The 1,730-nt window shown below is 59.4% G+C and carries 2 protein-coding genes; both read right to left on the bottom strand.

All coding sequences use genetic code 11. The annotated features are described in order from the left end of the window. Nucleotides 1–1,302, bottom strand: a 1,302-nt coding sequence (locus BT173_RS19080; RefSeq protein WP_308417599.1) for a hypothetical protein, incomplete at its 3' end; no start/stop codon positions are given. 11 nt (nucleotides 1,303–1,313) lie between these two features. Next, nucleotides 1,314–1,730, bottom strand: a 417-nt coding sequence (locus BT173_RS18935; protein WP_175545645.1) for an SMI1/KNR4 family protein, incomplete at its 5' end; no start/stop codon positions are given.

Here is a 1,730-nt window from a genome sequence, read left to right as displayed (position 1 = left end):
CAGCACTTGCCGCCGCACATTGCAGCGCCATTGACCAAGACGTGTAAAAGGGAGTGCGCAAGGCAGGGTCTGCCAGTCGCGGCCGTGGTAGTCGGCGTGCTCCATGGCATCCAGCAGATGCGGCAGCACGATTTCCATGAAGAGCAAACTGTCAGGGGTGAACTCCCCAAAGGTCAGCCACACCCCATGGTCTTCGAGGTAGTCGTTCCCGAACACAGGCCCGCGAGCCGTAATGCGCTGAAATGGCACTCTGATCGTTGGGCTGCGCGGCGTTGTAGAGCCAATAGAGAGGTTGTCTCCAAGATGGCTATACCAGTCACGTCCTCCTGGGGTAGGAACCGAACCTCTTAGAAAAAACGATGTGGGCGGGACGACGCTGATGAACAAATCAAAGTCAGGCAGCCATTTTTCCATGTCCTGTCTATAGGCGCTCGTGCTGGTATGGATTCGTGGCACAGGTAGGTGGAGCACAGGAACAGACGCATGTCCCAACTGCTGAAGCATGAGCTGTAGCGGCAAGGTCAGCGCCTCACTGTCTGCATTGAGTTGGCCGCCGCCATAGACAATCGCCACTCTGGGCCGCCTTACCACCTCTATTTCGCGCAAGCCAGCCCGCCACAGCAGGCTGATGTGTTCGGGCCTTAGCCGTATGCCTGCTGGCAGTAGTGGCGCCCCTGCCGGGTAGTCCTCGCCCACTGCTGCAGTGAACCAGCCTGGCGGGATGGGACGTTTGATTTTCAGCACCGAGTTATCGCTGAAGTAGGCGCGTAACTCTGGCCGGAGAAGGGGCAGCACCGCATCCGCTCCTTTGGGTAGCGGCCAACCCTTTTTGACATTGATCACGTGACCCGGAGGTAGCACATAGTTGAAAGGTTCATGATCCCAGTCGGGCTTAACTGGCATATCCCGCTCAAAAACCCAAGTAGGTTGCCAAGGCTGGCGCGGGGTGGCTTGCAGCGTATCGGTGCTGCAGATGGCATAGCCATCTACTTTGGCACGTGGCCAATTGGGCACATTGTCTACGGCCAGCACATCCGTAAAGGTGACCCGCCCCAAGGCCGAGGCCACAGGCAGGCGTTCGGAGATTGGCCCTAGGGGTACTGCACCGAAGCGGCGGTGACTACCAGCAGTGCGAGAGGGCTTGCCATGGCGGCTGCCTGCGCGCAGGTATCTAAGTAGTGATATCGAGGGCATGTGATAAGCAGGGTGGATGATGCCCTTGCCCTGGATGATGCAGGTTTGGGGGCATAACGTACAAAAGTCAAAACAGATGGGGCTTATCGCCCCATCTGCGGTTTTCATGATTTGAAGCGCTAACTCACGCCGTCCGTCGCCCCTGGCGCCGCCTCATCCTCATTCGGCAGGCTGCGCACAAAGCTGCTGAACCACACCGCGAAGCTTGGCGCGATCAGCTGGCGTTCGTCTTCATCGTGCCAGACGCGGATTATCTGGCCGACCTGGCCGCCATCGGCCGGGGCAAGGTCCAGGCATAGGTGGTTGCCCATCCCGTCATGAGTGAAGGGAATCCAGGCCGGGTGGAACCAATCGGGGCATATGCCCTCATCCGGTGCGCCGCTGCATTCGGCCATATCGGGCGACTTCATCAGCTTGGTCCAGGCGCGCCACTGCGATAGCACGCCCTTGATGCTCAGGAAGAACTCGCCCTCGAACAGCGGCTCCTCGCCCTTCTGGCCATCGTGCACGCTCAGCGCAGCCTTGAAGTCGTCTGG

Origin of the sequence: Chitinimonas taiwanensis DSM 18899 (genome assembly GCF_900119825.1) — a bacterium.
Lineage (GTDB): Bacteria > Pseudomonadota > Gammaproteobacteria > Burkholderiales > Chitinimonadaceae > Chitinimonas > Chitinimonas taiwanensis.
This window is presented reverse-complemented; position numbering and strand designations above follow the sequence as displayed.